The organism is Geodermatophilus sp. SYSU D01119 (assembly GCF_054049975.1).
The window spans coordinates 22,308-45,321 of sequence record NZ_JBJGYL010000002.1; the positions used below are offsets into that span (position 1 = coordinate 22,308).

At 76.2% G+C, this 23,014-nt stretch carries 24 protein-coding genes; 5 read left to right on the top strand and 19 right to left on the bottom strand.

Annotated elements, in window-relative coordinates; genetic code table 11:
* Window positions 1-25: 25 nt before the first annotated feature.
* Genes ACI79X_RS01630 through dxr form a run of 4 tightly spaced genes read right to left on the bottom strand, consistent with a single transcriptional unit; the run spans window position 26 to window position 4,696 of the window.
* The gene (locus ACI79X_RS01630; RefSeq protein WP_457023670.1) at window positions 26-883 is read right to left on the bottom strand and encodes a GNAT family N-acetyltransferase; all 858 of its coding nucleotides are present in this window, start codon (window positions 881-883) and stop codon (window positions 26-28) included.
* 20 nt (window positions 884-903) lie between these two features.
* Complete coding sequence (gene ispG, locus ACI79X_RS01635; protein ID WP_457023671.1) at window positions 904-2,067, bottom strand: flavodoxin-dependent (E)-4-hydroxy-3-methylbut-2-enyl-diphosphate synthase; 1,164 nt, start codon at window positions 2,065-2,067, stop codon at window positions 904-906.
* Between the two features lie 41 nt (window positions 2,068-2,108).
* Complete coding sequence (locus ACI79X_RS01640) at window positions 2,109-3,542, bottom strand: M50 family metallopeptidase (RefSeq protein WP_457023672.1); 1,434 nt, start codon at window positions 3,540-3,542, stop codon at window positions 2,109-2,111.
* Entirely contained in the window at window positions 3,494-4,696 is a 1,203-nt protein-coding gene (dxr, locus tag ACI79X_RS01645; RefSeq protein WP_457023673.1) for a 1-deoxy-D-xylulose-5-phosphate reductoisomerase, read from the bottom strand. The genes ACI79X_RS01640 and dxr overlap by 49 nt, the downstream gene beginning before the upstream one ends.
* A 73-nt stretch (window positions 4,697-4,769) precedes the next feature.
* Here dxr and ACI79X_RS01650 point away from each other — a divergent pair, with 73 nt between their 5' ends.
* Window positions 4,770-5,090, top strand: coding sequence for a DUF2631 domain-containing protein (locus tag ACI79X_RS01650; protein ID WP_457023674.1), 321 nt, complete (start codon window positions 4,770-4,772; stop codon window positions 5,088-5,090).
* A 78-nt stretch (window positions 5,091-5,168) separates the two neighbouring features.
* On the opposite strand, the gene ACI79X_RS01655 is transcribed toward ACI79X_RS01650, so the two are convergent.
* The 3 genes from ACI79X_RS01655 to ACI79X_RS01665 all read right to left on the bottom strand — a co-directional run bounded on the left by ACI79X_RS01655 (window position 5,169) and on the right by ACI79X_RS01665 (window position 8,569).
* On the bottom strand, window positions 5,169-5,903 hold the full coding sequence (locus tag ACI79X_RS01655) for a VIT1/CCC1 transporter family protein (protein WP_457023675.1): 735 nt from the start codon (window positions 5,901-5,903) through the stop codon (window positions 5,169-5,171).
* Window positions 5,904-5,939: 36 nt separating this feature from the next.
* Window positions 5,940-7,121 (bottom strand): 23S rRNA (adenine(2503)-C(2))-methyltransferase RlmN, encoded by a 1,182-nt coding sequence (gene rlmN / locus ACI79X_RS01660; protein WP_457023676.1) that lies wholly within the window; start codon window positions 7,119-7,121, stop codon window positions 5,940-5,942.
* 62 nt (window positions 7,122-7,183) lie between these two features.
* A complete protein-coding gene (locus tag ACI79X_RS01665; protein WP_457023677.1) occupies window positions 7,184-8,569 on the bottom strand; it encodes a hypothetical protein in 1,386 nt (461 codons plus the stop codon).
* A gap of 106 nt (window positions 8,570-8,675) precedes the next feature.
* Between ACI79X_RS01665 and ACI79X_RS01670 the strand changes: the two genes are divergently transcribed.
* The 3 genes from ACI79X_RS01670 to ACI79X_RS01680 are packed head-to-tail and all read left to right on the top strand — an operon-like array spanning window position 8,676 to window position 11,222.
* Window positions 8,676-9,323: a TrmH family RNA methyltransferase gene (locus ACI79X_RS01670; protein ID WP_457023678.1), complete on the top strand. Its 648-nt coding sequence runs from the start codon at window positions 8,676-8,678 to the stop codon at window positions 9,321-9,323.
* A gap of 37 nt (window positions 9,324-9,360) precedes the next feature.
* Window positions 9,361-10,122, top strand: coding sequence for a polyphosphate kinase 2 family protein (locus ACI79X_RS01675; RefSeq protein ID WP_457023679.1), 762 nt, complete (start codon window positions 9,361-9,363; stop codon window positions 10,120-10,122).
* Entirely contained in the window at window positions 10,119-11,222 is a 1,104-nt protein-coding gene (locus tag ACI79X_RS01680; protein ID WP_457023680.1) for a DUF952 domain-containing protein, read from the top strand. The genes ACI79X_RS01675 and ACI79X_RS01680 overlap by 4 nt, the downstream gene beginning before the upstream one ends.
* Here ACI79X_RS01680 and ACI79X_RS01685 read toward each other — a convergent pair.
* The 5 genes from ACI79X_RS01685 to rpsB all read right to left on the bottom strand — a co-directional run bounded on the left by ACI79X_RS01685 (window position 11,186) and on the right by rpsB (window position 15,781).
* Window positions 11,186-12,193 carry a phosphatidate cytidylyltransferase gene (locus tag ACI79X_RS01685; RefSeq protein WP_457023681.1) on the bottom strand — a complete coding sequence of 336 codons (1,008 nt, stop codon included), beginning with the start codon at window positions 12,191-12,193 and terminating at the stop codon, window positions 11,186-11,188. The genes ACI79X_RS01680 and ACI79X_RS01685 overlap by 37 nt on opposite strands.
* Window positions 12,194-12,374: 181 nt before the next feature.
* Window positions 12,375-12,932 (bottom strand): ribosome recycling factor, encoded by a 558-nt coding sequence (gene frr, locus ACI79X_RS01690; RefSeq protein WP_073421830.1) that lies wholly within the window; start codon window positions 12,930-12,932, stop codon window positions 12,375-12,377.
* 86 nt (window positions 12,933-13,018) lie between these two features.
* Window positions 13,019-13,804: a UMP kinase gene (pyrH, locus tag ACI79X_RS01695; RefSeq protein WP_457023682.1), complete on the bottom strand. Its 786-nt coding sequence runs from the start codon at window positions 13,802-13,804 to the stop codon at window positions 13,019-13,021.
* Between the two features lie 136 nt (window positions 13,805-13,940).
* Window positions 13,941-14,756, bottom strand: coding sequence for a translation elongation factor Ts (tsf, locus tag ACI79X_RS01700; RefSeq protein ID WP_457023683.1), 816 nt, complete (start codon window positions 14,754-14,756; stop codon window positions 13,941-13,943).
* Between the two features lie 92 nt (window positions 14,757-14,848).
* Window positions 14,849-15,781 (bottom strand): 30S ribosomal protein S2, encoded by a 933-nt coding sequence (rpsB, locus tag ACI79X_RS01705; protein WP_457023684.1) that lies wholly within the window; start codon window positions 15,779-15,781, stop codon window positions 14,849-14,851.
* Between the two features lie 296 nt (window positions 15,782-16,077).
* Here rpsB and ACI79X_RS01710 point away from each other — a divergent pair, with 296 nt between their 5' ends.
* Window positions 16,078-16,593 (top strand): murein hydrolase activator EnvC family protein, encoded by a 516-nt coding sequence (locus ACI79X_RS01710; RefSeq protein WP_457023685.1) that lies wholly within the window; start codon window positions 16,078-16,080, stop codon window positions 16,591-16,593.
* A gap of 7 nt (window positions 16,594-16,600) precedes the next feature.
* On the opposite strand, the gene whiG is transcribed toward ACI79X_RS01710, so the two are convergent.
* The 7 genes from whiG to ACI79X_RS01745 all read right to left on the bottom strand — a co-directional run bounded on the left by whiG (window position 16,601) and on the right by ACI79X_RS01745 (window position 22,902).
* Window positions 16,601-17,401 (bottom strand): RNA polymerase sigma factor WhiG, encoded by an 801-nt coding sequence (whiG, locus tag ACI79X_RS01715; RefSeq protein WP_457023686.1) that lies wholly within the window; start codon window positions 17,399-17,401, stop codon window positions 16,601-16,603.
* 87 nt (window positions 17,402-17,488) lie between these two features.
* Window positions 17,489-18,424: a tyrosine recombinase XerC gene (locus tag ACI79X_RS01720; RefSeq protein WP_457023687.1), complete on the bottom strand. Its 936-nt coding sequence runs from the start codon at window positions 18,422-18,424 to the stop codon at window positions 17,489-17,491.
* An 84-nt stretch (window positions 18,425-18,508) separates the two neighbouring features.
* The gene (dprA, locus tag ACI79X_RS01725; protein ID WP_457023688.1) at window positions 18,509-19,768 is read right to left on the bottom strand and encodes a DNA-processing protein DprA; all 1,260 of its coding nucleotides are present in this window, start codon (window positions 19,766-19,768) and stop codon (window positions 18,509-18,511) included.
* Window positions 19,765-21,285: a YifB family Mg chelatase-like AAA ATPase gene (locus ACI79X_RS01730; RefSeq protein ID WP_457023689.1), complete on the bottom strand. Its 1,521-nt coding sequence runs from the start codon at window positions 21,283-21,285 to the stop codon at window positions 19,765-19,767. Before ACI79X_RS01730 ends, dprA begins: the two co-directional genes overlap by 4 nt.
* Window positions 21,282-21,641 (bottom strand): YraN family protein, encoded by a 360-nt coding sequence (locus ACI79X_RS01735; protein ID WP_457023690.1) that lies wholly within the window; start codon window positions 21,639-21,641, stop codon window positions 21,282-21,284. The genes ACI79X_RS01730 and ACI79X_RS01735 overlap by 4 nt, the downstream gene beginning before the upstream one ends.
* 155 nt (window positions 21,642-21,796) lie before the next feature.
* On the bottom strand, window positions 21,797-22,117 hold the full coding sequence (locus ACI79X_RS01740; RefSeq protein WP_110005697.1) for a DUF2469 domain-containing protein: 321 nt from the start codon (window positions 22,115-22,117) through the stop codon (window positions 21,797-21,799).
* Entirely contained in the window at window positions 22,114-22,902 is a 789-nt protein-coding gene (locus tag ACI79X_RS01745; protein ID WP_457023691.1) for a ribonuclease HII, read from the bottom strand. Before ACI79X_RS01745 ends, ACI79X_RS01740 begins: the two co-directional genes overlap by 4 nt.
* Window positions 22,903-23,014 lie beyond the last annotated feature (112 nt).

Below are 23,014 nucleotides of genomic sequence, written 5' to 3' on the forward strand. Positions count from 1 at the left end.
CGGAGCGCCATCCCGGGGAGGCGCCTCAGAACAGGACGCTGGCGTAGCAGCCGACCTCGCGGAAGCCGACCCGGCGGTAGACGGCCCGGGCGGGCGCGTTGAAGTCGTTGACGTAGAGGCTGACCACCGGCGCGACGACCGTGCGGGCGTACTCGACGACGGCGGCCATCCCGGCGGCGCCGATGCCGCGGCCGCGCGCCTCGGGGGCGGTCCACACGCCCTGCACCTGGCAGGCCGCGCGCGACACCGCGCCGATCTCGGCCTTGAACAGCACCCGCCCGTCCTCGATCCAGGCCAGCGACTGGCCGGCGCGGACGAGGTCCTCGACCCGCATGCGGTAGCCCACCCCGCCGTCGGCGCGCAGCGGGCTGACCCCGACCTCCTCGGTGAACATGGCCACCGCGGCGGGGAGCAGGACGTCGATCTCCGAGGGGCGCACCGGGCGCACCCGCGGCTCGGGCGCCACCGCGGGCGGGCCCTCGATGGCCAGGAGGGGCTGGCGCGGCCGGTGGTCGCGCGCCGGGCCCCAGGAGGGCTCCAGCAGCTGCCACAGCGGGTCGACGGCGGCGGCCGGGCCGACGATGGTCGAGCAGCGGCGGCCGGCCCGGCGGGCGCGCTCGGCGAACGCCTCCGCGGCGGCCCGCTCGGCGCCCGGGACGCTGAACGGGATCAGGTTCGCCCCGGCCAGGCAGACGGCGTCGAGGCTGCGGCCGGTGCCCACACCCCACAGCGGCGCCCCGAGCGAGGCCGGGGCGGTGCCGGCGGCCTCCACCCGCCCGGCGAGCACGCACGCCGCGACCGGGTCGGCGGACAGCAGCCGGCGGACGGCGGGTTCGTCGCTCTCGTCGAGGACGCGGGCGGACGACCCGGTCGAGCGCAGCACGGCGGGCGGGGGGAGGCGCGTCAGCCGACGGTGACGACGGGCGGGCCGGAGGGGACGCCGTCGTCGTCGAGCTGCTCACCGGCCAGGCGCATGGCCTCCTCGATGAGGGTCTCGACGATCTGCGACTCCGGCACGGTCTTGATGACCTCGCCCTTGACGAAGATCTGGCCCTTGCCGTTGCCGGAGGCGACGCCGAGGTCGGCCTCGCGGGCCTCGCCCGGGCCGTTGACGACGCAGCCCATGACGGCCACGCGCAGCGGCACCTCCATGCCCTCGAGGCCGGCGGTGACCTCGTCGGCGAGCTTGTAGACGTCGACCTGCGCGCGCCCGCACGACGGGCAGCTGACGATCTCCAGGCCGCGCTGGCGCAGGTTCAGCGACTCGAGGATCTGGGTGCCGACCTTGACCTCCTCCGCGGGCGGCGCGGAGAGGGAGACGCGGATCGTGTCGCCGATGCCCTGGGACAGCAGCGCGCCGAAGGCGACGGCGGACTTGATGGTGCCCTGGAACGCGGGGCCGGCCTCGGTGACACCGAGGTGCAGCGGGTAGTCGCACCGGGCGGCCAGCAGCTCGTAGGCGCGGACCATGACCACCGGGTCGTTGTGCTTGACCGAGATCTTGATGTCGCGGAAGTCGTGCTCCTCGAACAGCGAGCACTCCCACAGCGCCGACTCGACCAGCGCCTCCGGCGTCGCCTTGCCGTACTTGGCCAGCAGGCGCTTGTCCAGCGAGCCGGCGTTGACGCCGATGCGGATCGGGATGCCCGCGCCCTTGGCCGCGCGGGCGATCTCGCCGACCTTGTCGTCGAACTTCTTGATGTTGCCGGGGTTCACCCGCACCGCGGCGCAGCCGGCGTCGATCGCGGCGAAGACGTAGCGCGGCTGGAAGTGGATGTCGGCGATGACCGGGATCTGCGACTTCCTCGCGATGATCGGCAGCGCCTCGGCGTCGTCGGTGTCCGGGACGGCCACGCGCACGATCTGGCAGCCCGAGGCGGTCAGCTCGGCGATCTGCTGCAGGGTCGCGTTGACGTCGGCGGTCTTCGTCGTGGTCATCGACTGGACGCTGACCGGGAAGTCGCTGCCGACCCCCACGTCCCCGACCATCAGCTGGCGGGTCTTGCGCCGGGGCGCGAGGACGGGCGGGGGTGCGGCGGGCATGCCGAGACCGACGACGGTGGACATGCCCCCGAGTATCCCCGCTCTCCGCAGGTCGGCGCCGTGCGCTACTGGAGTGTGATCGGGTTGACGACGTCGGCGATGAGCAGCAGGCCCGACAGCGCGATGAACAACCCGGCGACGACGTAGGCCACGGGCATGAGCCGGGCGATGTCGAAGGGCCCCGGGTCGGGCCGGCCGCGCCACCGGGCGACCACCGAGCGCGCCTTCTCGTACAGCGCGCCGGCGACGTGCCCGCCGTCGAGCGGGTAGATCGGCAGCAGGTTGAACAGGAACAGCACGAGGTTGACGCTGGCCAGCAGGCCGAGGAAGAAGCTCAGCTTCTCGGCGCCGCTGAACTCCTGGATGGCGAACACCTCGCCGGAGATCCGCCCGACGCCGACGACGCCGATCGGCCCGTTGACGTCGCGCTCCTCCCCGAGGAAGGCGGCGCGGAACAGCTGCGGGACCCGCTCGGGGATCTCGATCAGCCGCTGCACCGACTGCGACACGACCATGCCGAAGTAGCCGGGCAGGTCGGAGAAGGACTGGCGGGCGAAGCCGAACACCGGGCTGACGCCGAGGTAGCCGGCCGTCATGGTGCCCTCGCCGTCGTCGGTGGCGACGACGTTCTCGATCGGGGTGACGGTCAGCTCCCGGGCCTGCCCGTCGCGCTCCACGGTCAGCGCGAGCGGCTCGCCCGCCGAGCCGCGGATCGCCTGCTGCACCGCCGTCCAGCTGTCGTAGGCGGTGGGGTCGAGGGTCTGCCCGTCGATGGCGACGATCGTGTCGCCCGGCTGCAGGCCGGCCTCGGCGGCGGGGCTGGCGACCGGCTCCGCGCAGCCGGCGGTGCCCTCCTCGCACAGCTGCCCGGCGTCGGCACCGCTGGTGACGATCGGGATGCCGCAGACGTCGGTCTGCTGCTCCTCGGCCAGCGCGATGCTCTCCGCCCCGGCCGGGACCACGCACGCCGGGACGCTGGCCAGCTGGGTGGTGATGACGTTGGTGCCGATGGCGGTCAGCAGGACCGCGAAGAACACCACGGCCAGGACCAGGTTGTGGAACGGCCCGGCGAACATGACGACCACGCGCTGCCACCAGGGCTTGGCGTAGAAGACCCGGCCGGCGTCGCTGGGCAGGACGTCGTCGAGGGCCTGGCCGCGCACCTCGGCGATGAACGTCCGCATGCGGGTGGCGCGGGTGCTCTCGTTCTCCTCGGCCGGCGGGATCATCCCGACGATGCGGATGTAGCCGCCGAGCGGGATGGCCTTGACGCCGTACTCGGTCTCGCCGCGCCGGCGGGAGAACACGGTCGGGCCGAAGCCGACCATGAACTGCGGCACGCGCATGCCGAACTTCCGGGCCCAGTAGAAGTGGCCGTACTCGTGGAACGCGATCGAGGCGAGCAGGCCGACGAAGAACGCGACGATCCCGAGGACCGTCAGGACGATGCTCAGCTCGGGCCTCCGGCGACGGCGGCGCGGGCGTGCTGCCGGGCCCATCGCTCAGCGGCCAGCACGTCGTCCACGCAGGTGGGGGCGCCGAGGTCCGGCGCGTCGTCGAGGGTACGCGCGACGAGGCCCACGACGTCCGGGAAACGCAGCCGTCCCCCCAGGAAGGCGGAGACCGCCTCCTCGTTGGCCGCGTTGAAGACCGCGGGGACGACGCCCCCGGCCTCCCCCGCGGCCCGTGCCAGGCGCACCGCCGGGAACGCCTCCTCGTCGAGCGGCGCGAACTCCCAGGTGCTCGCCGCCGACCAGTCCAGCGCCGGCTGCACGTGCGGCAGCCGGTCGGGCCAGGCCAGTGCGAGCGCGATGGGCAGCCGCATGTCCGGCGGGCTGGCCTGCGCGATGGTGGCGCCGTCGGCGAAGGTCACCATCGAGTGCACGATCGACTGGGGGTGCACGACGACGTCGATGTGGGCGTAGGGGACGCCGAACAGCAGGTGCGCCTCGATGAGCTCCAGGCCCTTGTTGACCAGCGTGGCCGAGTTGATCGTGACGACCGGGCCCATGTCCCAGGTGGGGTGCGCCAGCGCCTGCTCGGGCGTGACGTCGGCGAGGTCGGCGGCCCGCCGCCCGCGGAAGGGCCCGCCGCTGGCGGTGAGCACCAGCCGGGCGACCTCCCCCCGGGCCCCGCCGCGCAGGCACTGCGCGAGCGCCGAGTGCTCGGAGTCGACGGGCACCAGCTGACCCGGTGCCGCGGCGGCGGTCACCAGGTCGCCGCCCGCGACCAGGGACTCCTTGTTGGCCAGGGCGACGGTGTTGCCGGCCCGCAGCGCGGAGAGCGTCGGCCCCAGGCCGATCGAGCCGGTGATGCCGTTGAGGACGACGTCGGCCGGGCGGGCGGCGAGCTCCTCGGCGGCGCGCGGCCCGGCGAGGATCTCCGGCAGCGCGTACTCCCCGCGCGCCCAGCCCCGCTGCGAGGCGGCCGCGTAGAAGGCCAGCTGGAGGTCCTGGGCCGCCGTCGCCCGGGCCACCGCCACCGTGCGCACGCCGAGCGCGAGCGCCTGCTCGGCCAGCCGGGCGACGTCGCCGCCGCCGGCCGCCAGCGCGGTGATCCGCAGCCGGTCGGGGTTCTGCTCGGCGACCGCGATCGCCTGCCGGCCGATCGAGCCGGTCGAGCCCAGCACGGTCACCTCGCGCGGCTCGCTCATGCGGCGCATCCTCCCCGACGCGCCGCACCACCTCGAACGGTGCCCCGCGGGCGGGGCTGGCAGGATGGGATCCGTGAGCGAGCACCACGGCCCGGGTGTCCGGTCGGACAACCCGCTGTCCACGCGCGTCAACCAGCCCAACCGCGAGGAGGGCGTCGTCCGCGCCGGGGCCCACCCGGTCGAGGAGGAGCGCCCCGAGGACTGGGGCTGGCACGGCCGCTCCGGCAAGTGGGCACAGATCGCCGGCTGGCTCACCGTGCTGTCGATGCTGGCCTACACGTGGGGCAACCACGAGGGCCGCATGGAGGACGTGTGGCTGTTCGGGATCGCCGCGTTCCTCGTGCTGATCCTGCTGTGGGACCTCCGGCGCAAGCGCACCGCCTGGCGCCCGTAGCGCCTGGCAGTCCCGAGACGTCCCCGACGACCCGGTCCGGCACCCGCCGGGCCGGGTCGTCGGGTGTCGGGGCCCGGCTCAGGTGGCGGTGACCCCGATGGCGGCGCCGATCAGGTAGGTGGCCCCGGCGGCCAGGGCGCCGAACAGCAGCTGGCGCAGGCCGGCGTACCACCACGGTCGCGGGGTGAAGCGCGAGGACAGCGCACCGGCGGCCACCAGGCCGACCGCGCCGCACAGCAGCGCCACCCACAACAGCGACAGCCCGAACAGGTAGGGCAGCAGCGGCAGCACCGCGCCCAGGGAGAACGTCAGGAACGACGAGACCGCCGCCGTCCGGGGCGAGGGCTGGTCCTCGGGGCTGACGCCGAGCTCCGCGACGACGTGCAGCCGCAGCGCCACCTCGGGGTCGCGGGACAGCTGGACGGCGACCTCGTGGGCGAGGTCCGCGTCGACGCCGCGCTCGCGCAGCATGCCGACGAGCTCGCCGAGCTCCTCCTGCGGGTGCCGCTCGAGCTCCCGCCGCTCCTTGGCCACCTCGAGCTCGAGCTGCTCGTTCTGCGTCCTCACCGAGGTGTACTCGCCGAGCGCCATCGAGATCGCGCCGGCGACCAGCCCGGCGACGCCGGTGAGGACGATCGTGCGCGGCGCCGCTCCCCCGCCGCCGACGCCGGCGACCAGGGCGGTGTTGGTCACCAGGCCGTCCATCGCGCCGAAGACGGCGGCGCGCAGCCAGCCGCCGGAGACGTCGCCGTGGTGGTGCTCGTGCAGGGCGGCGGGCTCCCCGGCCGCGGGCTCCTCGGTACGGGAGCTCACGCGGTGTCCCCGGCGCTCACGTGGTGTCCCGCGCGCTCACGCGTCGGCCTCGGCGCCCAGCGGCACCGGCGCCTCCAGCATGGGCGCGGGGGTGGCGACCGCCGGCACGCCGGCGTCGTCCCCGAGGTCGGCGGCGGCGAGCTGGCCGCAGGCACCGTCGATGTCCTGGCCGCGGGTGTCGCGCACCGTCGTCGGCACGCCCGCGGCCCGCAGGCGGGCGACGAACTCCCGCTGCGCCGGCAGCGGGCTCGCATCCCACGGGCTGCCCGGCGTCGGGTTGAGCGGGATCAGGTTGACGTGCGCGAGCTTCCCGGCGAGCAGCCGGCCGAGGAGGTCGGCGCGCTCGGGCTGGTCGTTGACGTCGCGGATGAGCGCGTACTCCACCGAGTAGCGGCGGCCGGTGCGCGCGGCGTAGTCGTCGGCGGCCTCCACCACCTCGGCGACCTTCCACCGGGTGTTGATCGGCACGAGGGTGTCGCGCAGCTCGTCGTCGGGGGCGTGCAGGCTGACCGCGAGGGTGACCGCCAGGCCCTCCTCGGTGAGCTTCCGGATGCCGGGCACCAGGCCCACGGTGGAGACGGTGACCGACCGCTGCGACAGGCCGAGGCCGTAGGGCGCCTGCCCGAGCAGCGCGCGCAGCGTGGCGCGCACCCGCGGGTAGTTGGCCAGCGGCTCGCCCATGCCCATGAAGACGACGTTGGACAGCCGGCCCGGCCCGCCGGGGACCTCGCCGTTGGCCATCGCCGCCGCGGCCGCGACCGCCTGGCCGATGATCTCGGCGGCCGACAGGTTGCGGGTCAGCCCGTTCTGGCCGGTGGCGCAGAAGGGGCAGGCCATGCCGCAGCCGGCCTGGCTGGAGATGCAGACGGTGGCGCGGTCGGGGTAGCGCATGAGCACGCTCTCGACCAGGGCGCCGTCGTGCAGCCGCCACAGCGTCTTGCGGGTGCGGCCGCCGTCGGCGCTGAGCGTGCGCACCGGCGTGAGCAGGCCGGGCAGCAGCGCCTCCGTCAGCGTCCCGCGGACCGCCGCGGGGACGTCGGTCATCTGCGCGGGGTCGGTGACGCCGCGGAAGAAGTGCCGGGCCAGCTGGTCGGCGCGGAACGCCGGCTGCCCGAGGTCGGCGACGGCGGCGCGCGCCTCCTCCCGGGTGAGGTCGGCGAGGTGGCGCGGCGGCTTGCCCCGGCGCGGGGCGTCGAAGACGAGGGGCAGGGCAGTCATGGCCCCTCCATCGTCCCACCCCGCCCCGCACCGTGGGACGCGCTCCGGGTGAGGTCGCTCGCTCAGGAGGACGGCGCGGCCGGGTCCCCGCTGGGCTCCGGGGTCGCCGATGGCTCCGGCGACTCCGTCGGCGTCGGCTCCGGAGACTCCGTCGGCGTCGGCTCCGGCGTCTCCGTGGGCGTCGACTCCGGGGTGCCCGTGGGGGTCGGCGTGCCGGTCGGGGTCGGCAGCGGGGTGGCGGTCGGCACCGGCGTCGGCGCGGGGGTGGGCACGGGCGCCTGGGTCGGGAGGGCCACCGGCACGGGCACCGGCGCCGGGACGACCACCGGCGCCGGCGGCGGGACCACCTGGGGGACGACGGCCTGGGGGACGACGGCCTGGGGGACGACGGGGAGCGCGACGGCGGCCGGCGCGGACGGGGCCGCGGCGAGCACCGGCGCCGGCGCGGGGTCGTCCTGGGACTGCGGCGCCGGCGTCTCGGCGGCGGTGGTCGGGGTGGGCGTGACCGGCGGCGGGACGGCGGGGCGCACGGGCCGCGGGGCACGCGTCGGGGTGGCGGTCGCGGTGGCGGTGGCCGTGGGCGAGGCCTGGACGGCGGAGGTCGGGACCGGGCCGGACGCCGAGCCCGCCAGCAGGACCGCACCGGTGATGCCGCCGGCCGCGAGCAGGCCGAGGGCCACCGCCAGGCCGGTGCGGCGGCGCGGCCGCGGCCGCGGGGCGACGACGACGCGCGGCAGCGTCACCGGCCCCTCGGGCGCCCGGGCGGGGCCGGCGGGGTCGTCGTACCCGGGATCGTCCTCGGGGTCGTCGTACCTGAGGTCGTCGTACCCGAGGTCGTCGTACCCGAGGTCGTCGTACCCGAGGTCGTCGTACCCGGGCACGTCGGCGACCGGGACGGCGAGGACCGCGGTGCCCTCCGCGAGGGCCTCCTCGGCGACAGCCTCCTCGGCGAGGGCCTCCTCGGCGACGGCCTCCTCGGCGACCGGCAGGTCGGGAACGGACTCCCCCACCGCGACGGGCTCCTCCACCGCGACGGGCTGGTCCTCGGCGGACGCCTCGCCGGCGGGGACCTCGTCCGACTCCCCGTCGGCGGGGACCTCGTCGGAGGCGTCGGTGGAGGCGTCGGCACCGGCGTCGGCACCGGCGTCGGGGGAGGCGTCGGGGGAGGCGTTCTCCGGGGCGGCGTCGTCCGCGGTTCCCACCGGCGCGGGCTCCCCGGCCGCGGGCTCCTCGGACGGCACCACCTCGGCCGGCACCACCTCGGCGGCGTCGTCCCCGGCCGGCGCACCGTCCCCGGCGGGCTCGTCCCCGGCGGGCTCGTCCTCGGCCAGCCAGAGGGGCAGCAGGTCCCGCAGGTCCTGCGTCGGCATCAGGCCGTCGTCGTCGACGAACGAGGTCGCGGCCGCGTCGGCGGCGCCCGGCGCCTCGTCGTCCTGCTGTGCCGTCATCCCACCTCGCAGTCACTCATGGTCATCCCCCGCTCACAGGTCGGAGTGATGGTGCCCGACGGGGACGCCCGGGGGCCGGAGGCGCGGCCGGGCTAGCGTCCCCCGGGTGCGCGAGACGGCGGATGACGAGGCGGAGGTGGCGGGTCCGTCCGATCCGGTCGGCGTGGGGCCGTGGGAGGGCCCGTGGCCCGAGGACCCGCGCTACGACCCGGAGCTGCTCGCGCACGGCGACCGGCGCAACGTCGTCGACCGGTACCGCTACTGGACGGTCGAGGCGATCGTCGCCGACCTCGACCCGCGCCGGCACGCCTTCCACGTCGCCATCGAGAACTGGCGGCACGACCTGAACATCGGCACGGTCGTGCGCACCGCGAACGCCTTCCTCGCCGCCGAGGTGCACGTGGTCGGGCGCAAGCGCTGGAACCGCCGCGGGGCGATGGTCACCGACCGCTACCTGCACGTGCGCCACCACCCCGACGCGGCGGCCCTCGGCGCGTGGGCGCGCGAGGCGGGCCTGCCGGTGCTCGCCGTCGACAACCTGCCCGGCGCCCGGCCGCTGGAGACCGCCGAGCTGCCGCGCGCGTGCGTGCTGCTGTTCGGCCAGGAGGGCACCGGGCTGTCGGCCGAGGCGCGCGAGGTGGCCGACGGCGTCCTGTCCATCGCCCAGTTCGGCTCCACCCGGTCGATCAACGCGGGCGTCGCGGCCGGGATCGCCATGCACGCCTGGATCCGCCGGCACGCGCAGCTGCCCTGACGCGCGCGTCCGCGCCGGGTGCGCCACCCTCGGCGGGGTGGGCCGACTCGACGACGTGGACCTGACGCTGGCGCTGTCCAAGAAGGACGGCAAGGAACAGCTGGCCGCGGCGCAGCGGCGGCTGGTGCACCTGCGGCTGTTCCTCGGTGGGCAGCTCGGCGGGCCGATCGGGCCGCCGGTGTGCGTGCTCTTCGAGGGCTGGGACGCCTCGGGCAAGGGCGGGGCCATCAAGCGGCTGGTCGACGAGCTCGACCCCCGGCACGTGCGGGTGGCCCAGTTCGCCGCCCCGACGCCGACGGAGAAGCGGCACCACTTCCTGTGGCGCTTCTGGCCGGTGCTGCCCGGCTGGGGCGGCATGGCCGTGCTCGACCGCACCTGGTACGGCCGGGTGCTGGTCGAACGGGTGGAGGGCTTCGCCTCCGACGAGGCGTGGCAGCGGGCCTACGGCGAGATCGTCGACCTGGAGACCACGCTCGCCGCCGAGGGCACGATCCTGGTGAAGTTCTGGATGCACGTCTCCCCCGAGGAACAGCTGCGCCGGTTCGAGTCGCGCGCCGCCGACCCCTACCGCGCCTGGAAGCTCACCGACGAGGACTGGCGCAACCGGGAGAAGCGGCCGGCCTACGAGGCCGCCGTCGAGGAGATGCTCGAGCGCACCGACCACCCCGGCGGGCGCTGGACCGTGGTGCCGGCCGACGACAAGCGCCACGCCCGCGTCGCCGTGGTCCGGACGGTCTGCGAGGCGATCGAGGCAGGGCTCGCCGCCCGCGGCATCGACCCGGACGCCCCCGCCGCGTGAGCGTCCTGCTCCACCTGTGCACGAGCGGCGAGTGGCGGGCCGCCCTCGACGCCGGCGCGCTGCGGCCGCCCGGGCCGTTCGTGCACCTGTCGCGGCCCGAGCAGGTGCACCTGCCGGCGCGGCGGCTGTTCCCGGGTCGCCGTGACCTCGTGCTGCTCGTCGTCGACCCGGCCCGCCTGACCGACCCCGTGGTCGAGGAGCCCGGCGTCCCCGGTGACCCCGGCGGCATGCGCTTCCCGCACCTGTACGGGCCGCTGCCGGCGTCGGCGGTGGTCGCCGTCGTCCCGTACCGGCCGCCGGTCCCGCCGGTGCTGCCCGAGCCGGGCGACGCGCTCGGCCGGGCGCTCGCGATGTCGCTGTCCCTGCCGGTCCGGCGCGCCGCCGACGTGCGTGACGTCCCCGGCGGGGTGGCGGTGCGCGACCCGCGCTTCCCGTACTCGCACGACCACAACCGGCTGCTGCTCGACTCCCCCGTCGACGCCGCCACCGTCGCCGCGGCCGCCGCCGACCTGGCCGTGCCGGCCGCGCTGCTGAGCTGGCCCGCCGCCGCGGGGGTCGCGGCTGAGCTGGCGGCGTCCGGTTGGGACGCCGGGGAGCTGCTGGTCATGACCCGCGCGGCGCGCCCGCCACTGTCGGGCGGCGAGCGGGCGGAGGTCCTGACCGAGCCGCAGGTGCGCGCGTTCCGCGCCGAGGCCTGGCGGCGCGACCTGCCCGCCGGCACGCCCGACCGCGACGAGGTGGTCGCCCAGCTGGTCGGCCGCGAGCCGCTCACCGGCACCGTCGTGGCGGTGCACGAGGTCGCCGTCCGCGAGGGCGGCCGCGTGGTCGCCGCCGGTCAGCTGCGGATCGACGGCGCGACGGCGGCGGTCGAGTCCGTGGAGACCGAGCCGGCCGCCCGCGGCCGGGGCGCGGCCGACGCGGTCCTCGCCCGCCTGGTCGGGCTCGCCGCCGACGCCGGCTGCGACCTGGTGGTGCTCGAGGCCGACGCCGCCGACTGGCCGCGGCACTGGTACGCGCGGCGCGGCTTCGCCGTCGCCGGGTCGGTGTGGGAGGTGACCCGGCGTCAGGCGGGCGGCGCGACCCAGGCCAGCAGCAGGTAGGCCGCAGCGGCCGACGGCAGCAGGCTGTCGAGCCGGTCCATGATCCCGCCGTGGCCGGGCAGCAGCGTGCCCATGTCCTTGATGCCGAGGTCGCGCTTGATCAGCGACTCGCCGAGGTCCCCCACCGTCGCGCTCACCGCCAGGGCGACGCCGAACAGCACACCGCCCCACCACGGCCCGTCGAGGGCGAGGGTGACGATCGGCGTCGCGACGGCCACGCAGGCCACGATCGACCCGGCCATGCCCTCCCAGGACTTCTTCGGGCTGACCGTCGGCGCCATGGGGTGCCGCCCGAACAGGACGCCGGCCGCGTAACCGCCGACGTCGTTGCCGACCACGGTGGCGATGAACGCCAGCACCCGGGCCACGCCGTCGTCCGGGACCAGCAGCAGCACGGCGAAGCCCGCGAGCAGCGGGACGTAGAGGGCGACGAAGACGCCGGCGGTGGCGTCGCGCAGGTACCCCTCGGGGCCGTCGCCGAGCCGCCACAGCAGGACGGCGACGACGGTGAACACGAACCCGGCCACCAGCCCGTCGGTGCCGCGCGTCCAGGCCAGCGCCAGCATGGCGACGGTGCCCACGAGCACCGGCGCGAGCGGCACCCGCGCGTTGCCGGCCTCCAGCGCCCGGACCAGCTCGACGACGCCGACCAGGATCGCGACGGCGATGACGCCGAGGAACGCCGGCCGGTAGACCAGCAGCGAGGCGACGATGACCGCGCCGAGGCCCAGCCCCACGCCGATGGCGGCGACCAGGTCGCGCCCGGCCCGGCTGCTCTTCGGCGGGACCAGGTCCGGCTCGGGATCGGAGCCGGGGACCGGGGCGATCACCGGGCCGTGCCCGCCGTCGCGCTCGCCGTCGTGCCCGCCGTCCGTTCCCGGGACGGCGGGGACCGGGGTGGGGACCGCGATCTCCTGGGTGCCGGGCGGCCCGGCGCCCGGCACCGTGATGGGGCTGGTGGGTGGGGCCACCGGCCGGGCGGGACCGGCGGCCGGACCGCGGAGGGCCGCCGGGGCGGGCGGGGGCGGCGGTGCGGGGGCGCGCCGGACGGCCGGGATCGGCCCGGTCTCGGCGGCCCCCTCGGGGGCTGCGCCGGACGGGCCGGCCCCGGCGTCGGGACGGGAGGTCATGGGAGGGACGGGGCGGGGTGGCTCAGACCTCGAGCAGCTCCGTCTCCTTGTTCTTGACCGCCTCGTCGATGCTCGCGACGTGCTGGGCGGTGAGGTCGTCGAGCTCCTTCTCCGCGCGGCGCACGTCGTCCTCGCCGGCCTCGCCGTCCTTGGCGATGCGGTCGAGCTCCTCCTTGGCCCGGCGGCGCACGTTGCGGATGGCGACCTTGGCGTCCTCGCCCTTGCTGCGCGCCTGCTTCACCAGGTCGCGGCGGCGCTCCTCGGTCAGCTGCGGGAAGACCACGCGGATGATCTGCCCGTCGTTGGTCGGGTTGACGCCGAGGTCGCTGTCGCGGATCGAGCGCTCGATCGCCGACAGCTGGCTGTTGTCGTAGGGCTTGATGACGGCCATCCGCGCCTCGGGCACGGTGATCGACGACATCTGCGGCACCGGGGTGGGCGCCCCGTAGTAGTCGACCAGGATCTTGTTGAACATCGACGGGGCGGCGCGTCCGGTGCGCACCGAGCCGAGGTCCTCCCGCGCGACCGACAGGGCCTTGTCCATCCGCTCCTCGGCGTCGAGCAGGGTGTCGTCGATCACGGGTCTCTCCTCCTGCGGCGGTCGGTCCCCGCCGTCGTCCTGCGGTGCGGTGCGGTGTGCTGGGGGCGGCGCCCGGGGGCGCCCGCTCAGCTGATCAGCGTGCCGATCCTCTCACCTGCCACGGCGGCGGCGATGTTGCCGTCACGCAGCAGGTTGAACACCACGATCGGCATGCGGTTGTCCATGCAGAGGCTGATCGCGGTGGCGTCGGCGACCTTGAGCTGGTCGGCGAGGACGGTGGCGTAGTCGAGGTCGCGGTACATGGTGGCCGCCGGGTTGGTGCGCGGGTCGTCGTCGAACACGCCGTCGACGCCGTTCTTGGCCATGAGCAGCACCTGGCAGCCGATCTCCAGCGCGCGCTGGGCGGCCACGGTGTCGGTGGAGAAGTACGGCATGCCGGCACCGGCACCGAAGATGACCAGCCGGCCCTTCTCCATGTGCCGCACCGCCTTGCGCGGGATGTAGGGCTCGGCGACCTGGCCCATCTCGATCGCCGTCTGCACCCGCGTCTGCAGGCCGACCTGCTCGCAGAACGCCTGCAGGGCGAGGGCGTTCATGACCGTGCCCAGCATGCCCATGTAGTCGGCCTGCCGGCGGTCCATGCCCGCCTGCGACAGCTCGGCGCCGCGGAAGAAGTTGCCCCCGCCCACGACGACGGCGACCTGCGTGCCCGAGGCGACGACGGCGGCCAGCTGGGTGGCGATGTCGTGGACGATGCCGGAGTCGACGCCGACCTTCCCGCCCCCGAAGGCCTCACCGGAGAGCTTGAGGAGCACTCGCTGGTAGCCCGCGCCGTCGGCGGGCTGGAAGGCGCTGGGAGCCGAGAGCGGCGGGCTCTGCGGAGCGGTCTGCGGCGCGGCGGTGTCGGTCAACGGTCCATCCCTCGCTCGACGTCGTTCTGGTGATCCTGCCAAACGGGCCGCGCGGCGCCAGCCGGGCCCGGACAGGCCACCGGCCCCGTCCCGGGTGCGGGACGGGGCCGGTGGGGTGCCTCGTGCTGCCTGACGATCAGGCCTGGCCGACCTCGAAGCGGGCGAACCGCTGCACGGTCAGGCCGGCGTCGTCGAGGATCTGCTTCACCGTGCGCTTGGGCTCGGTGATCGACGGCTGCTCGAGCAGGACGAAGTCCTTGTAGTAGGCGTTCACCCGGCCCTCGACGATCTTGACGATCGCCTGCTCGGGCTTGCCCTCCTCCTTCGCCGTCTGCTCGGCCACGCGGCGCTCGGTCTCGACGGCCTCCGCCGGGACCTCCTCGCGGGACAGGTAGCGCGGGCGCGCGGCGGCGATGTGCATCGCCAGCGAGCGCGCGGCCTCCTCGTCGCCGCCCTGGTACTGCACGGCGACGCCGATGGCCGGCGGCAGGTCGGTGGCCCGCTTGTGCAGGTAGACCGCGGTCGGGCCCTCGAAGGTGGCGAAACGGGAGAGGACGAGCTTCTCGCCGATGCGGGCGGACTCGGACTCGATCAGCTTGGCGACGGTCTGGCCCTCGACCTCGGTGGCCATGAGGTCGTCCAGGGTGGCGGGCGACTTCTCGAGGACGATCTCGATGAGCCGCTCGGCCAGCGCCACGAAGTCGGCGTTCTTGGCGACGAAGTCGGTCTCGCAGTCGAGCTCGAGCAGGGCGCCGTGCTTGCTGACGACGATGCCGTTGGTCGTGGAGCGCTCGAGGCGCTTGCCGACGTCCTTGGCACCCTTGATGCGCAGCAGCTCGATGGCCTTGTCGTACTCGCCGTCGGCCTCGGTCAGGGCCTTCTTGGCGTCCATCATGCCGGCGCCGGTGGCGTCGCGGAGGCGCTTGACGTCGGCAGCGGTGAAGGCGGGCATGTCACTTCCTCACGGGTCTGAAGGGGGTGGTGCGGACGTGCCGCGGCGCCGCCGCCCGGCCCGCGCGGGGCCGGGCGGCGGCGCCGGCGGGGTCAGCCGTTCTGGGCGCCCTGGGTTCCGGTGGAGGTGTCGCCGGTGGCGGGCACGCCCTCGACCGGGGCGACCGCGTCGGCCGTGACGGCCGGCGGGGCGTCCGGGGTCTCCGGGAGCGGGGTGGCGCCGCCGGCCTCGGTGCCGGCCCCGCCGGTCAGCAGCTCGCGCTCCCAGTCCGGCAGCGGCTCGTCGCCACCGATGGCCTGCTCGCCGCCGTCCTCACGGCCGGCGTTGGCCTGCGACGCCGAGCGGGCCATGAGGCCCTCGGCGACGGCGTCGGCGACCACGCGGGTCAGCACGTTGATCGCGCGGATCGCGTCGTCGTTGCCCGGGATCTTGTAGTCGACCTCGTCGGGGTCGCAGTTGGTGTCGAGGATCGCGACGACCGGGATGCCCAGCTTGCGGGCCTCGCCGACGGCGATGTGCTCCTTCTTGGTGTCCACGATCCAGATGGCGCTGGGCACCTTCTGCATGTCGCGGATGCCGCCGAGGCTGCGCTCGAGCTTGGCCTTCTCGCGGGTCAGGCCGAGCTGCTCCTTCTTGGACAGGCTGACCAGCACGCCGGTCTGCTCCATGTCCTCGAGCTCCTTGAGCCGCTGGAGCCGCTTGTGCACGGTCTGGAAGTTGGTGAGCATGCCGCCCAGCCAGCGCTGGTTGACGTAGGGCATGCCGACGCGCTGCGCCTGCTCGGCGACGACCTCCTGCGCCTGGCGCTTGGTGCCGACGAACAGGATCGTGCCGCCGTGCGAGACCGTCTGCTTGACGAACTCGTACGCCGAGTCGATGTACCCGAGCGTCTGCTGCAGGTCGATGATGTAGATGCCGTTGCGCTCGGTGAAGATGAAGCGCTTCATCTTCGGGTTCCAGCGACGGGTCTGGTGCCCGAAGTGCACGCCGCTGTCGAGCAGCTGCTTCATGCTGACGACTGCCATGGTCGCCTTCCTGTCCGCGCGCGGCCGCAGGGCGGCCGCGCTCCTCGGTTGACGCGGGCGCCGGGTGGCGGCCCGCCCTGGCGTCCTGCTGACCCACCGACCCGGTGCGGACCGGGACCGAGGTGGGGCTGCCCCGCCGTGCGAGGCGGGAGGAGGACGCGCGGAGTCGACCCGCACAGACGGGTCGCACCTGACAGCATACGCGGCGCCCCCGGGGCTCCTCCCCCGCCATCGGGTCCGTCCACAGGCCGGCTCCCGCGCCCCGCCGGGTCCGGCGCCGGGGAACGCTCTCGGGCGTGCTCCCCCGCCTGCTCGTCGTGCTGCTGACCGCGGCGCTGGTGGCGCTCGCGCCGGCCGCCGCGGTGGCCGAGCCCGCCGGGCCCGTCGGCGCGGGCGGGCTGCCGTGGGTCTCCCCGCTCGGCGACCCGCCGGCCGTGACGCGGCCGTTCGAGCCGCCGCCGACGCCGTACGGCCCGGGCCACCGCGGCGCCGACCTCGGCGGCTCGCCGGGCGACGTCGTCCGTGCGGCCGGGGACGGCGTCGTGGTCTTCGCAGGGACGGTCGCCGGGCGGCCGGTGGTCAGCGTGGACCACGCCGGCGGGCTGCGGACGACCTACGAGCCGGTCGCCGCCTCCGTCGCCGCGGGGCAGGGCGTGGCGCGGGGCGACCCGCTGGGGACGCTGGCGCCGCACCACGCGGGCTGCCCGGCCACCGCCTGCCTGCACTGGGGCCTGCGCCGCGGCGAGGTGTACCTCGACCCGCTGTCGCTGCTGCGCCCGCCGCGGGTGCGCCTGCTCCCGCTCGGCTCCTGACCGGAGGTCAGGCGATGTCGGCGAGCTTCGTCCGCAGGTGCAGCACGGCCTTCGTGTGGAGCTGGCAGATCCGGCTCTCGGTGACGCCGAGGACGCGGCCGATGTCGGCCAGGGTCAGCCCCTCGAAGTAGTAGAGGCTGACGACGACCTTCTCCCGCTCGGGCAGCTGCTCGACGGCGCGGGCGAGGAGCTGGCGGGACTCGCCGTGCTCGGCGACGGCCTGCGGGTCGAGGGCGTTGGCGTCCTGCAGCGTGTCGACCAGGCGCGGGGCGCCGCCCTCGTCGTCGGTGAGCAGCTCGTCGAGGGCGACGACGTTGACCAGGGACAGCTGGCCGAGGAACTTGCGGACCTCCTCGACGTCGAGGTCCATCTCCGCCGCGATCTCCTCGTCGGTCGGGCTGCGCTGCAGGCGGCTCTCCAGCGTCGCGACCGTGCGCTCGAACTGACGGGCGCGGTTGCGCACCGACCGCGGGATCCAGTCGGTGCTGCGCAGCTCGTCGATGATCGCGCCGCGGATGCGGGCCATCGCGTAGCTCTCGAACTTGACCTCGCGCGAGGGCTGGTAGCGGGTGATGGCGTCGATGAGGCCGAAGGTGCCGTAGGAGACCAGGTCGGCCTGCTCGACGTGCGCGGGCAGCCCGCTGCCGACCCGGCCGGCGACGTACTTCACCAGCGGGGCGTAGTGCAGGATCAGCCGGTCGCGCAGCGCGGGCGCCCGGTCGGCGACGTACTGCGCCCACAGCTCGGCGAGCGCCGCGTCGGCGTCCTCGTCGGACCCCCCGATCCGGTGGATGGTCGCCTCGGGCACGTCAGCACTCCCCGTGTGGTGGTCGGTCGGGTCCCCGCGGTGCGGCGGGGGCACGGTGGGCCGGATGGTCTCGGACACGGCGGCCGCTCAGGCTCTCGGGTGGGCCTGGGCGTGGACCGCGCGCAGCCGTTCCACCGTCACGTGCGTGTAGATCTGCGTCGTCGCGAGGCTAGCGTGGCCGAGCAGCTCCTGGACCGAGCGCAGGTCGGCGCCGCCCTCGAGGACGTGGGTGGCCGCGGAGTGCCGCAGCCCGTGCGGTCCGACGTCGGGCGCGCCGGGGGCCCTCGCCACGGCGGCGTGCACGGTGCGCCGCGCCTCGCGCGGGTCCAGGCGACGGCCGCGGGCCCCGAGCAGCAGGGCCGGGCCGGAGTCGGCGGTGGCTAGCGCCGGCCGGCCGCGCACCAGCCAGGCGTCGAGCGCCCGCTCGGCCGGGGCGCCGTAGGGCACGCTGCGCTCCTTGCGGCCCTTGCCGAGGACACGCAGCAGCCGGCGGCCGCGGTCGACGTCGTCGACGTCCAGGCCGACCAGCTCGCTCACCCGGATGCCGCTGGCGTAGAGCAGCTCCAGGACGACGGCGTCGCGCAGGCCCACCGGGTCATCGGCGCCGGCGGTGGACTCGACCACCGCGCGGGCCTGGTCAGGGGCGAGCACGTCGGGCAGCGTGCGGTGCGCCTTGGGGCTGACCAGCCGCAGGCCGACGTCCTCGGGGGTCAGGCCGGCGCGGCGCAGCCACGCCGTGAACGAGCGGGCCGCGGCCGCGCGGCGGGCGGTGGTCGCCCGGCTCGCACCCTTCGTCCGGCCCTGCGCGAGCCAGCTGCGCAGCGCGGCGAGGTCCAGCTCGTCGACGCGGGTGCCGCCGCGGCGGGCCAGGTGGTCGAGCAGCCAGACGGCGTCGGTGACGTATCCCCGGACGGTGTGGGCCGAGAGGTCGCGCTCGCCGGTGAGGGAGTCCTCGTAGCCCTCGAGCGCCGCGGCGAGCGCCGGTGGCAGCGCGGCGCGGGCATCGGCGGTCCGGACGGTCACGTCCCGACCGTCCGACGGCGCCCGCGCCCGGTCAAGGCGCCGCGCCGGTCGGTTGCCCGCGACGGATCGGGCGTCCCACCCTCCTCAGGGGCGCCGCGCCCTCTCCGGCGGCGGGGCCAGCCGCCAGCCGGTGCCGGTCCACTGCACCAGCCCGGAGATCTCCAGGCCGGGCAGCACCCGCATCGCCTCCAGCGGCCCGCAGCCGGCGACCGCCGCCAGCCGCTCGGCGCTCACCCCGACGCGGACGGGGCAGGCGTCGAGCACCCGGCGCGCGAGGTCGGAGAGCCCGTCGCGCGGCGACGCCGGCCGGTCGGGCGGGTCGGCGAGGTCGCTGCCGAGGTCGCCCACCTCCTCGATCACCTGCGCGGCACTGGAGACCAGCCGGGCACCGGCCTCGGCGTCGCGCAGCAACTCGTGGCAGCCGACCGACAGCGCCGAGGTGACCGGGCCCGGCACGACCAGCACCCGCTTGCCCAGCGCCTGCGCGCGGCGGGCGGTGGCCTGCGCGCCGGAGCGGGCCGCGGCCTCCACCACCACGGTGCCGCGGGTGAGCCCGGCGATGAGCCGGTTGCGGACCAGGAAGCGGTGCCGGTGCGGGGCAGCGCCCGGCGGCCACTCGCTGACCAGCAGCCCGCCGCCGTCGACGATGCGGGTGAAGACCGCCGAGTGCGCGGCCGGGTAGGCGCGGTCGACGCCGCACGCCAGCACCGCGACGGTCGGCGCCCCGGCAGCCAGCGCGCCGCGGTGCGCCGCGACGTCGATGCCGTACGCGCCGCCGGAGACGACCGTCCAGCCCCGCTCCCCCAGCTGCGCGCCGAGCTCCGCGGCGACGTGCTCGCCGTAGGAGGTCGACGCCCGCGACCCGACCACGGCCACCGAGCGGTCGACGGTCGCGTCGAGCGGCGCCTCGCCGCGCACCCACAGCGCCATGGGCGGCACCAGCGCCGTCGTGCGGTCGCCCTGGCCCTCGACGCCGCCGTCCCCGCCGTCTCCCCCACCGTGCGCGGCCACCGTGAGCGGGTGCAGGGCGAACGCCGGCCACTCGTCGTCCTCGGGCACGACCAGCCGGGCGCCGCAGCGCTCGGCCCGCCGGAGGTCGGCGAGGCTGGCGTCCCGCTCCGCCCGCGAGCCGACGAGCGCGCGCAGCGCCCCGGGCGCCGTGCCGTCGCGCAGTGCCCGCACCGCCGCGGCGGGGCCCCGGTCCTCGACCCAGCGCCACAGGGCGACCGAGCCGGGCTCGGCGGCCCGGGTGAGCCACGCCCGCGCCCGGCGAACGCCTGCGGCGCCGTCGGCGCTGCCGGGCGCCTCGACCGCGGCGGCGAGGTCGTCCTCCAGCCCGGTCACGCCGCCACCCGCTGCAGCCGCATGCCGAGGGACTCGGCCACGTCGTCGGCGTGCGGGACGGCGCGGCCGTCCAGGTCGGCGAGGGTCCAGGACACCCGCAGCACCCGGTCGAGGCCGCGCACCGACAGCAGCCCGCGGTCCAGCGCGCGCTCGGCCAGCGCCAGCGCGGGCCGGGGCAGCGCCCAGCGCTCGCGCAGCAGCCGGCCGGGCACCTGGCTGTTGAGGGTCAGCCCGGTGCCCCGCAGCCGGGCGGCGGCCGCCGCCCGCGCGGCCGCGACCCGGGCGGCCACCGTGGCCGTCGACTCGGGCTCGGCACCGGCGCCGAGCCAGGCGGCGCGCCCGACCGGCGGGAGCTCGACCCGCAGGTCGATGCGGTCGAGCAGCGGCCCCGACAGGCGCGCCTGGTAGCGGCGGCGCTCCAGCGGGCTGCAGGTGCAGGCCGCGTCCCCCGCGGCGCTGGCGCAGGGGCACGGGTTGGCGGCCAGCACGAGCTGCGCCCGGCAGGGGAAGGTGGCCGAACCGGCCGCCCGGCTGATGGTCACCGCGCCCCGCTCCAGCGGCTGGCGCAGCGTGTCGAGCGTCGCCCGCGGGAACTCCGGCGCCTCGTCGAGGAACAGCACACCGCGGTGGGCCCGGCACAGGGCGCCGGGGCGGATGGCGCCCGAGCCGCCGCCGACCAGAGCCGCCATCGTGGCCGAGTGGTGCGGGGCCTCGAAGGGCGGCCTGCTGACCAGCGGGGCGTCCGGGGGCAGCGTGCCCGCCACCGAGTGGATCGCGGTGACCTCCAGCGCGGCCCGCTCGTCGAGGACCGGCAGCAGCCCGGGCAGCCGCTCGGCGAGCATCGTCTTGCCCGCGCCGGGCGGACCGGTGAGGAACAGGTGGTGCCCGCCGGCGGCGGCGACCTCGACCGCCCGCCGGCCGGCCGCCTGGCCGACGACGTCGCCGAGGTCGGGCACCGGTGCCGGGGGCGGCAGCGGACCGCGGGCGTGCGCCGCGAGCCGGGCCCGGCCCGACAGGTGGTCGACGAGCTCGCCGAGCGTGCCGGCGGGCAGCACCTCGGCGCCGTCGACCAGCGCCGCCTCGTCGGCGTTGCCGGCCGGGACGACGACGGTGCGGTGGCCCGCGCGGGCGGCGGCGAGCACCGCCGGGAGGACGCCGCGGACGGGGCGCACCGACCCGTCGAGGCCGAGCTCGCCGAGCAGCACCAGCCCGTCGGCGGCGTCGGCGGGCACCGTGCCGGCGGCCGCCAGGACCGCGGCGGCCAGCGCGAGGTCGAACCCGCTCCCCTGCTTGGGCATCGACGCCGGCGAGAGCCCGATGGTGATGCGGCGCATCGGCCACGACGCCCCGGTGTTGACCACGGCCGCGCGGACCCGGTCGACCGACTGGCGGACCACCGCGTCGGGCAGGCCGACCAGTGCGACGCCGGGCAGCCCCGCCGACATGTCCACCTCGACCTCGACCATCGCGCCGGTGACGCCGGCCAGGCCCACCGACCAGGTGCGGGCGAGGGTCACGAGAACGCCCCGCGCAGGTGCGTGACGAGCGCCGGGCCGGCCGGGCGGACGAGGACGCCGACGACGTCGAAGCGCAGGTCGGGCGCGTGCTCGTCGTGGGCGGCCAGCCAGCGCTGGGCGAGCACGCGCAGGCGCCGCCGCTTGGCGGCCGGCACCGCCTCGACCGGGTGGCCGAAGCCGGTGGCGCGGCGGGTCTTGACCTCGCAGAAGACGATCGCCGCGCCGTCGCGGGCGACGATGTCGAGCTCGCCGTCGCGGCAGCGCCAGTTGCGGTCGAGGACGCGCAGGCCGGCGTCGGTGAGGTAGGTGGCGGCGATCGACTCGCCGCGGCTGCCGAGTTCGGAGGAGGGAGGCACCCGCCGACCGTGACCGCGGCCCGCCCGCGGCGGTGCGGTCCGGCGACGTCTGTGGACGGCACGGCGGGCTGTGGACGGAGGCGGCGGTCCCGTCGGCCCGGGCGGTCAGCCTCCCGGGCGTGGATCCGGGAGGAGGCCGGAGATCAGGCCGGAGATCAGGACAGGCGGGGCCCGTCGGGCAGCTCGAGGTCGGGCTTGTCGAGCTCCTCGACGTTGACGTCCTTGAACGTCAGCACGCGCACGTTCCGCACGAAGCGGGCCGGGCGGTACATGTCCCACACCCAGGCGTCGGAGAGCTTGAGCTCGAAGAACACCTCGCCGCCGGCCTCGCGCACCTGCAGGTCGACGGAGTTGGCCAGGTAGAAGCGCCGCTCGGTCTCCACCACGTAGGTGAACTGGCGGACGATGTCCCGGTACTCGCGATAGAGCTGCAGCTCCATCTCGGTCTCGTACTTCTCCAGGTCCTCGGTGCTCATCGCGGGTCTCCGGAGATCGTGCGCATGCCCCCATCATCGACCATGCCGCCCGCGGCGGTGAGGTGGAGTTCCCGGCCGGCGTGCGCGTCGCGGGCGCGGACGACGTTGACGAAGCGCGACCGGTGCTCCGGGCAGGGGCCGTGACGCTCCAGCGCGGCGGTGTGCGCGCCGGTCGTGTAGCCCTTGTGCACGGCGAAGTCGTACTCGGGGAACCGCTCGTGCACCTCGAGCATGATCCGGTCCCGGGTCACCTTCGCCAGCACGGATGCCGCGGCCACGCACGCCGCCACCCGGTCGCCCTTCCAGACGGCGAGCGTCGGGACGCCGAGGCCGGGCACCGGGAAGCCGTCGGTGAGGACGTAGTCGGCCGGCGGGTCGAGTGCGCTGACCGCGCGGCGCAGCGCCTCAAGGTTGGTCACGTGCATGCCCCGCGCGTCGAGGTCCTCGACCGGGATGACCACGACGGACCACGCGACCGCGCGGTCGACGATCTCGTCGTAGGCCCGGTCGCGGGCGGCGGCGGTGAGCAGCTTGGAGTCGGCGAGCCCCGGCACGCGGCCGCGGCGGCCGGCGGGCAGCACGCAGGCGGCGGCCACCAGCGGGCCGGCGCAGGCGCCACGGCCGGCCTCGTCGGCGCCGGCGACGGCGGAGAAGCCGCGTCGGCGCAGCGAGCGCTCCATGTCCCACAGCGCGTCGCCGCCGGGGAGCTCCGGCGGCGCCAGACGGCGGGTCCGGGCGGCCGGCGCGGCGGCGGCCCGGTGGGCGGGGGGAAGACGGCCTGCCATCGCCGTCCGACAGTACGACCCGCCACCGACGGACCGGCCCGGGCCACCGGCCGGCCCGCAGCACACGGCCGCGGGCCGGCCCCCGGGTCAGTGGGGACCGGCCCGCGGACCG

Excerpts from the sequence above, each read along its gene's own strand:
- ispG (WP_457023671.1), bottom strand. The coding sequence starts at position 2,067 with ATGTCCACCGTCGTCGGTCTCGGCATGCCCGCCGCACCCCCGCCCGTC.
- ACI79X_RS01640 (WP_457023672.1), bottom strand. The coding sequence starts at position 3,542 with ATGGGCCCGGCAGCACGCCCGCGCCGCCGTCGCCGGAGGCCCGAGCTG.
- dxr (WP_457023673.1), bottom strand. The coding sequence starts at position 4,696 with ATGAGCGAGCCGCGCGAGGTGACCGTGCTGGGCTCGACCGGCTCGATC.
- rlmN (WP_457023676.1), bottom strand. The coding sequence starts at position 7,121 with ATGACTGCCCTGCCCCTCGTCTTCGACGCCCCGCGCCGGGGCAAGCCG.
- ACI79X_RS01665 (WP_457023677.1), bottom strand. The coding sequence starts at position 8,569 with ATGACGGCACAGCAGGACGACGAGGCGCCGGGCGCCGCCGACGCGGCC.
- tsf (WP_457023683.1), bottom strand. The coding sequence starts at position 14,756 with ATGCCCGCCTTCACCGCTGCCGACGTCAAGCGCCTCCGCGACGCCACC.
- rpsB (WP_457023684.1), bottom strand. The coding sequence starts at position 15,781 with ATGGCAGTCGTCAGCATGAAGCAGCTGCTCGACAGCGGCGTGCACTTC.
- ACI79X_RS01740 (WP_110005697.1), bottom strand. The coding sequence starts at position 22,117 with ATGAGCACCGAGGACCTGGAGAAGTACGAGACCGAGATGGAGCTGCAG.
- ACI79X_RS01745 (WP_457023691.1), bottom strand. The coding sequence starts at position 22,902 with ATGGCAGGCCGTCTTCCCCCCGCCCACCGGGCCGCCGCCGCGCCGGCC.